Raw genomic sequence first — 7,701 nt, 5'->3', positions numbered from 1 at the left:
CGGCCGCAGTGAAGCGGATATCCGGCTGGAAGACCTGCAGGCCTACCGCTTTGTCGAGTCCCCTCGCCTGCTGCCGGGTCGCGAGCTGCACCCGGCCATGAGCGGCTGGAACAAGCAGGTTAGCGCCCACCACCAGGAGGCCCGCGCCACCCTGATCCTGACCGGCCACTATCTGGGTTTTCTGCCACGCCACCTGGTAAAAAACTGGGGCTGGGGCTCGGAAATGCAACCGCTGCTGGAAAGTGAACTGAGCTACAGCAACAGCTTCTACGCCATCACCAAACCCCGCGCCGAACGCAACCTTGTGGTGGATGCATTTTTCGGCTGCCTGAAGGATGCCCTGATGAAAGTCGCCGGATAAACGACGTCCAGCGCCTGCAGTCAATCAAGAACATTACAGCGGTGGAACCGCGCCCGACCGCCCGGTTCTAATTGATGGGTACTTGCTGGCTCTAAACAGGGCATTGGCAAGGCATAGCGAGGTACTTGCTGTAACCAGTGAACAGGGGCCCGCCGGACAGGCGGTCTCTGTTTAATCAAGCTGGAGCTGGATTAAAATGGAAGACAATGTCGCGAATTTCACTGAACGCACTGAGGCGCAAACCGAGCGTCTCAGCACCGGGGTGCCAGGGCTGGGGGAAATACTGGGCGGAGGCTTTATTTCGCAGCGCGCCTACCTGGTACGGGGCGCCCCAGGCACGGGTAAAACCATTCTGGGCCTGCACTTTTTAACCGCCGGAGCCCTGCAAGGCGAGCCCTGTCTGTTTGTCACACTGGGCGAGACCGAGGAGCAAATTCGCAACAATGCCGCCTCACTCGGCTACAGCCTTAACGGCATCTCGTTTCTGGATCTGAGCCCGGCGCCCGAGTTTTTTACCGAAGACCAGAGCTACGACATTTTCCATCCCGCCGAGGTGGAACGCGAGCCTATCACCCGCAAAATCATAGAAAAAGTCGAGGAAATCCGGCCCACCCGTGTCTTTCTCGATGCCTTGACCCAGTTCCGATACCTGTCAACCGACAGCCTGGAATTCCACAAACAGGCATTTTCCTTCCTGCGCTACCTGAGTGAATCGGGCGCGACTGTGGTATTCACTTCCGACAGCAGTCAACAGGCACCCGATGACGACTTGCAGTTCATGTGCGATGGCATTATTCAGCTGGAATGCAATGACATGGAGCGCAGCCTTTGCGTCACCAAGATGCGCGGTTCCAGTTTCCGTATGGGTCACCATAGCTTTCGTCTGACCACCCGGGGCATGGAGGTTTCACCGGTACTGGTGCCTGATCTCCAGCGCGAGGGACTGGCCCCGATCTTTACCGGCGAACTAACGGCCTCAGGTATTGCGGAGCTGGATGCCTTGCTGCATGGAGGCCTCGACCGGGGTACGACCACAGTCCTGACCGGCCCCAGCGGCGTGGGCAAAACCACCGTTGGCATGCAGTTCATGAAGGCCTCGGCCAGCCGGCAGGAAAAAGCCGTGGTCTATATCTTCGAGGAAGGCCTGGAGTCTCTGCTCAGACGCTGTGAGGCCATCAACCTGGCGGTCCGCCCGCTAATAGAAAGCCAGAACTTGTCGGTGGTACCGATCGAACCACTGAGTTTTACCGCAGATGAGTTCTCCAGCCTGGTATGTCGGGATGTGGAGCAAAGCAATGCCCGCATCGTGATGATAGACAGTGTGGCCGGCTATCGCATGAGCCTGCGGGGAAAAGACCTCATTAGCCACTTGCATGCCCTGACCCGCTTCCTGAAGAGCAAGGGTGTCAGCACCATATTGATCAACGAACTGAAGAGCCTCAGTGGAGACTTCCATATTTCCGAAATCGGTATCAGTTACCTGGCCGACGACATCATCTTCCTGCGCTATCTGGAGCTCAACGGCGAACTGCGCAAAGCCATTGGCGTTATCAAAAAGCGCGTGGGAGACTTCGAAAAAACCCTGCGCGAAGTCCAGATAACTCCCGATGGCCTCAAACTCAGCGAACCCTTGACCCGACTGCGCGGCCTGCTGAGCAGCCAGATACAGCTGACCTGGCCGGAGGGCGGTTTTAATGAATTCTGAAGACGCGCCCCTGATCCTGGCTGTCAATCACAACCGACGCAACCTGGATCTGCTGGTACAGTTTCTGAGCCAGGATGGCTATCGAATCCTGGCCGTCACCAGCCTGGAAGAGTTCGATCAAGCGCTAAGCGCTGAACAGCGCATTGAAATGGCGGTGGTGGACATCACTGGTTTTGACCAATCGATATGGCGTCATTGCGACCACATGCGGCGCAAGCAGCTCCCCTACCTCGTCCTCGCCTCCCGCTGGGAGGCCGCCGGCATCCAGCACCGGGGATACAATCATGGCGCCCGTTATGTGCTGGCCAAACCGACGACAAAAAAGACACTGCGCCTGATCCTGAACGGCTTTTGCAGGCATAGCGATGAAGCAGATTCTTTTGATCCTGGACCATGAGGAAAACCGGCGCCTGCTGGCCCAATGGCTAGAACCCCACTACAGGGTGCTGGCGGGTGATGCCCAGGCGCTGCTGGACGATACCTTTGACCTCTGTATTCTCGACGCCACCGCCCTGAACAGGCTGTGGCAGCAGGTAGAATGCCGCAAGGCACGGGAGCGCCCCCTGTTCCTGCCCTTTCTCGTGGTCATCTCGCAACACCACGGTCACCTGATCACAGGTCTGCGCCGGCAATGCGTCGACGAACTCATCACCAGCCCGGTCGAGAAATTGGAACTGGTGGTACGACTGGATAACCTTTTGCACATTCGCCAGCTGTCACTCGAACTCGAGGCTGCCAATACGCGGCTGCAAAAGAGCCTGCAACGCATGAAGGACGACGAATCAGGCGGCCGTCACCTCCAGTTCCAGCTGTTGCCCGAAAACCACAAGCAAATAGGTTCTTACGAATTCAGCCACCGGCTGATTACCTCGGCCTATCTCAGTGGCGACTTCGTCGACTATTTTGCCATCGACAACCGCCACCTCGGTTTCTACATGGCGGACGTATCGGGGCATGGGGTCTCGTCGGCTTTTGTCACCGTGCTGCTCAAGAGCTACATGGTCCGCTATCTGGAGGACCACCGCGAGGGACGTGACAGTGCCATACTGCGTCCTGGCGAAATCCTCGACCACCTGAACCACAAGCTTCTGGGCGGGCACCTGGATAAATACATGACCATGTTCTACGGCGTACTCGACCTGGACGAAAACCGGCTGCAATACAGTCAGGCCGGCCAATTTCCTTTCCCCGTCCTATTCGACGGATCCAGGTCCGACTTTGTAGGTATCAAGAGCCTGCCAGTGGGCCTGTTCGCGTTTGCCAGCTACGAAACCGGCGAGCTGCAACTGCCACCAGACTTCATCATGGCCCTGATTTCGGACGGCATTCTGGAGGTGTTGCCCCAGCCTCGGCTCAGGGCAAAGCTGGGGTTCCTGCTATCCTTAATCAACAATGATTCGACGACTATCGCCGCCCTGGTCCGGGAGCTGGCACTGACCCAGGAGAGTACCCTGCCGGACGATATAACCTTCCTGATGATCCGAAAGCGGAGTTGAGATGGCTACAGGCACTATTTTTTATGCCAGACACGAGCGTACCTACGTCCTGAAACTGATTGGCGAGCTGCGCTATACCCTGAGTGAAAGCTTCAACGCCTTTCTCGAACGCCTGTTCAAGCAACTGGACTTTGATAACATTCTGATTGACCTGACCGAGGCAGAATCCATCGACAGCACCATGCTGGGGCTGCTGGCCAAAGTCGCCAATTTCATGCACAGGCGTTTCGACCGCCAGGCGGTGCTGGTCTGCAACAATCCGGATATCAACGAGCTGCTGGACAGCCTGGGCTTCTACGGCATCTTTACCATTTTCGAACAAGGCCCCGGGGACAGCCCCTCCCTGCAGCAACTATCGTCTGATACCACCTCCACAGACGCCATGGCAGCCACCATACTGGAAGCCCATCGCACTCTGAGCGAAGTGAACGACGGCAACAAAGCGCTGTTCAGAGAACTGATTGATGCGCTGCAGGACGCGCCCCGTTGACGTCTCTCAGCCTGAACAGACTGCTACAGGGAAAATAGAAATAACAATCAGATGACGCGCTATAAAAGGCACATTCAGGTTGCGGAACCTGCAGGGGCGTCCCTTGCCGCCCTGCAGGTTCCGCGATGGCCGGCCATAAGCCGATCTTGCACCCAGGCTGGATAATCAGGCTGTCTTGTGACCACTGCGACCCAGCATGACCACCAGGGACCATACCGAGTCTGCGCCTACCAGTAGGCCGACAATGATGCTATTCCACATCGCAGCCGGCATGGTGGCGTATCCCAGCAGGAAGGGGGCGGCCATAAGCCAGGCACCCAGTGCCAGCAGTACCCACTCTTCCCACACCTGTGTTTTTCTGAGGACTGCAATGGCGAAGACGACGACTGCGACGCCCACGATCACGGGATTCCACAGCACCATCATGGCATCCGTTGCGCCATAGCCCAGGGCGAAAGGTGATATCACCAGCCAGACCCCAAACAGCAACATCAGCCAGTCACGCCAATGTGCCTTGAACTGCTCGATATTCATGGAACACCTCCTCATTAATGGGTTCCATTGGATCCTGACATTAACCGTCCCTATTCAACGATCATTACGACATCCCATTAACCTCCTGTTCTTAACTGACAGGGGACATTTTTTGGATATTCACTGCCTTCTCACTACTGATGACATCGGATCACATGGAGGTGTTCCCTGTGGCAAAACGCCCGGCCTTCAGCCCTGCAGCCGAACCTATTTTCCTGCCCCACGAACCGTTTTGGGGCAGGCATCGATTAGGGCGCGGATTTCGTCAAATGTAAGGGTTTCCTTCTCCAGCAGGGCCTCGGCCACCGCTTCAAGCAGAGCTCGGTTATTTTTCAGCAACTGCCCAATCTCGACCTCGCAATGCTTCAGCAAGGTGCTGACTTCGTCGTCGATCAATTCGGCGGTATGCTCGCTGAAATCCCGCTGCTGCGCCATTTCACGCCCCAAAAACACGTGTTCTTCACCGCGATGGAAGGCAACGGGGCCGATTTTTTCGCTCATGCCCCAATGCGTCACCATATGGCGCGCCAGCAGTGTTGCCTGTTTCAGGTCCTCCTCGGCACCGGAACTCACTTCACCGAACACCAGTTTCTCGGCACTGCGGCCGCCCAGCATCACGCCAATACGGTCATAGAGGTAGCTCTGCTTGAAATTGTGTCGCTCAGCTTCGGGAATTTGCTCAGTCACCCCCAGCGCTTGCCCCCTCGGAATGATAGTGACCTTGTCGAGCGGATCGGCATGGGGTAGCAGGCAGGCAGTTACCGCATGACCGGCTTCATGGAAGGCCACCAGCTGCTTCTCGTCGTCGCTAAGCAGCATCTCGCGCAGACCACCCAGCACCACTTTGTCGCGCGCTTCAAGCATAAGCGCCATATCAACCTCAACGTACCCCTTGCGCCCGGCTAGCAGTGCCGCTTCGTTAATCAGATTTTCGAGATCGGCCCCGGAAAAACCCACTGTCAGTGCCGCCAGACGCGCAAGCTCAACATCAGCCGCCAGCGGTACTGCGTGGGAGTGAATTGTCAGAATGGCCTGACGCGCCGTTCTGTCCGGCAGATCCAGCGTCACCTTGCGGTCGAAACGCCCCGGTCGCATCAGTGCAGCATCCAGCACATCGGGCCTGTTGGTCGCGGCCAGCACCACGACCGCTTCATGGGGTTCGAATCCATCCATCTCATTGAGGATCTGGTTCAGTGTCTGCTCCCGCTCGTCATGGCCGCCGCCAAGCCCCGTGCCCCGGGCACGCCCGATAGAATCGACCTCATCAATAAAGATAATGGCAGGCGCCTCTTTCTTGGCGCTCTGGAACATGTCCCGCACCCGCGACGCCCCGACCCCCACGAACATCTCGATAAACTCGGACGCGCTTATGCTGAAAAAGGGAACATTAGCTTCGCCGGCCACGGCCCTGGCCAGCAGGGTCTTGCCTGTGCCGGGTGGCCCCATCAGCAGAACACCCCGCGGAATCTTGGCCCCCAGCCGGCGGTAGGGGCTGGGGTCGCGCAGGTAGTCGCTGATTTCACGCAGATCCCGTTTGGCGTTTTCCAAGCCAGCCACGTCATCGAAGGTCACGCTGGACTGCCCCTTGTCGAAGCGCTTGGCTCTGGACTTGGCAAAGCCAAAAATCCCGCCGGCACCACCGCCACCCAACATGCGCTCCTGCATCTTGATGCTGGCATACCAGAACAGACCGATAATCAACAGCCAGGGCACTAATCCTATTAACAATCGCACCCACCAGCTGCCACCCTCCGACCTTACTCGCACCTCGACGCCATATTGCTCCAGCAGTGGCATCAGTTCCGGATCATCAATCGGTGGCAGGATAGTAATGAAGTGCCTCACCGTCCGGTTTCCCGTCGCCTGCGAGCCAGGCTCGGGCTTGCGAAAGGTGCCGCTGACCTGCAGTCCCTGCAGCGTAATGCTGGCCACCTGCTCAGCCCGCACCCGATCCTTGAAGGCGGTATAGGACAGATCGGCCTGATGCTGGCGTTTTGCCGTATCAAGCCAGAAAAAGGACAGCAGCAAGGCCGTCAGGAACCAGATGACCAGGCGCGCACCAGACCCCGGCCCCTGCATTGGGCTCATTCCTGACGGTGTATTACCAGGCTGTTTGTCGGCCATTTGAATGTACTTTTTTGTGATAACACTGGTCTTGTCAGTGTAGTTGACAGCGAATCCGCCTATTGCGCTGCAACGGTCACAATCAACTTACAAACCTTATAACCAAGGAATAATTCGATATTGAATCTAAACGATAACGATTTGCATTATGCTTTGATTGTTGTATATTTTCCCGCCTCCGTTCGCTACTGCCTTCATGGACGAGCCGCACTCGCAACGCTGAGCCCATTTTATAAAACAATAGCAAGTGCAAAAGTACAGAAGGCAGATATGTTTGATATCCATTTCGAGCTGAAAACCCTGATCAAGATTACCCATCTGTTTGGCCTGGCCCTGGGCATTGGCGGCGCCTTGCTGCTGGATTTGATCATTTTCAACTTCTTCCACAGGCGCAGCATAAGCCGGGAAAAATTCGATATATTGCGCCAGTCAACCCGCGTTGTAAGCCTGGGGCTCGCCCTGCTCTGGGTGTCTGGCATAGGCTATTTGCTGCACTACCTGGCCTATTTCGAGCAAGGGCTGCAGAATCCAAAGGTCTGGGCGAAAATTATTATTGTCGCCATTCTGACCCTTAACGGCATGCTGATTCACCACTTCATCCTGCCCCATATAGAAGCCCGGATCGGCAAGACCCTGTTCCATGGCTGCAGCCGGCGCCGACAGATGGCCATGCTCAGCGCCTCGGCAGTCTCTGTGGTGTCCTGGCTCACACCTCTGGCGCTGGGTGCCTGCAAGGAGCTGAATTTCAGCGCCCACTGGGGCCAGATATTGCTGGCCTACGCAGGCCTGCTATTGCTAGGGGTAATCGTGATTCAGCTGATCAATCATTACTGGCTGAACCGTGCGCAAAGCAACGGCTGAAGCGCGGGGCACGAAGCCAGCTGTCACAGGAACTGCGCCTTAATTCCGGTTTGCGCTGGAAGCCAGAGACTCATTGGAACTTATTCAAAGACCCCCACAGGGCAGCTATAGGGATGTAGCTTGTGCATAG

8 protein-coding genes are annotated in these 7,701 nt (G+C 56.7%); 6 read left to right on the top strand and 2 right to left on the bottom strand.

Translation table 11 applies throughout. The features are described 5' to 3' along the window. The 5 genes from MPRO_RS17800 to MPRO_RS17780 all read left to right on the top strand — a co-directional run. On the top strand, positions 1-361 hold a 361-nt coding region (locus tag MPRO_RS17800; RefSeq protein ID WP_162492534.1), incomplete at its 5' end, for a LysR substrate-binding domain-containing protein. A gap of 196 nt (positions 362-557) precedes the next feature. Beyond that, positions 558-2,066 carry an ATPase domain-containing protein gene (locus tag MPRO_RS17795; RefSeq protein WP_067296053.1) on the top strand — a complete coding sequence of 503 codons (1,509 nt, stop codon included), beginning with the start codon at positions 558-560 and terminating at the stop codon, positions 2,064-2,066. After that, positions 2,056-2,463, top strand: a complete 408-nt coding sequence (locus MPRO_RS17790; RefSeq protein WP_067296050.1) for a response regulator — start codon at positions 2,056-2,058, stop codon at positions 2,461-2,463. Before MPRO_RS17795 ends, MPRO_RS17790 begins: the two co-directional genes overlap by 11 nt. Next, a complete protein-coding gene (locus MPRO_RS17785; protein ID WP_067296047.1) occupies positions 2,432-3,562 on the top strand; it encodes a SpoIIE family protein phosphatase in 1,131 nt (376 codons plus the stop codon). Before MPRO_RS17790 ends, MPRO_RS17785 begins: the two co-directional genes overlap by 32 nt. A 1-nt stretch (position 3,563) precedes the next feature. Next, on the top strand, positions 3,564-4,052 hold the full coding sequence (locus tag MPRO_RS17780) for an STAS domain-containing protein (protein ID WP_067296044.1): 489 nt from the start codon (positions 3,564-3,566) through the stop codon (positions 4,050-4,052). A 165-nt stretch (positions 4,053-4,217) separates the two neighbouring features. Here the strand turns inward: MPRO_RS17780 and MPRO_RS17775 are convergent, their stop codons facing one another. Further along, positions 4,218-4,586 carry an SPW repeat protein gene (locus MPRO_RS17775; RefSeq protein ID WP_067296041.1) on the bottom strand — a complete coding sequence of 123 codons (369 nt, stop codon included), beginning with the start codon at positions 4,584-4,586 and terminating at the stop codon, positions 4,218-4,220. A 207-nt stretch (positions 4,587-4,793) separates the two neighbouring features. Beyond that, entirely contained in the window at positions 4,794-6,665 is a 1,872-nt protein-coding gene (gene ftsH, locus MPRO_RS17770) for an ATP-dependent zinc metalloprotease FtsH (RefSeq protein ID WP_245635128.1), read from the bottom strand. Positions 6,666-6,980: 315 nt separating this feature from the next. On the opposite strand from ftsH, the gene MPRO_RS17765 reads away from it, so the two are divergent. Beyond that, positions 6,981-7,571: a hypothetical protein gene (locus MPRO_RS17765; RefSeq protein WP_067296034.1), complete on the top strand. Its 591-nt coding sequence runs from the start codon at positions 6,981-6,983 to the stop codon at positions 7,569-7,571. The last annotated feature ends 130 nt before the right edge of the window (positions 7,572-7,701 follow it).

It is taken from the genome of Marinobacterium profundum (genome assembly GCF_001528745.1).
Classification (GTDB): Bacteria; Pseudomonadota; Gammaproteobacteria; order Pseudomonadales; family Balneatricaceae; genus Marinobacterium_A; species Marinobacterium_A profundum.
The sequence above is the reverse complement of the archived record's forward strand: the minus strand, read 5'-3'. Positions and strand labels throughout refer to the sequence as shown.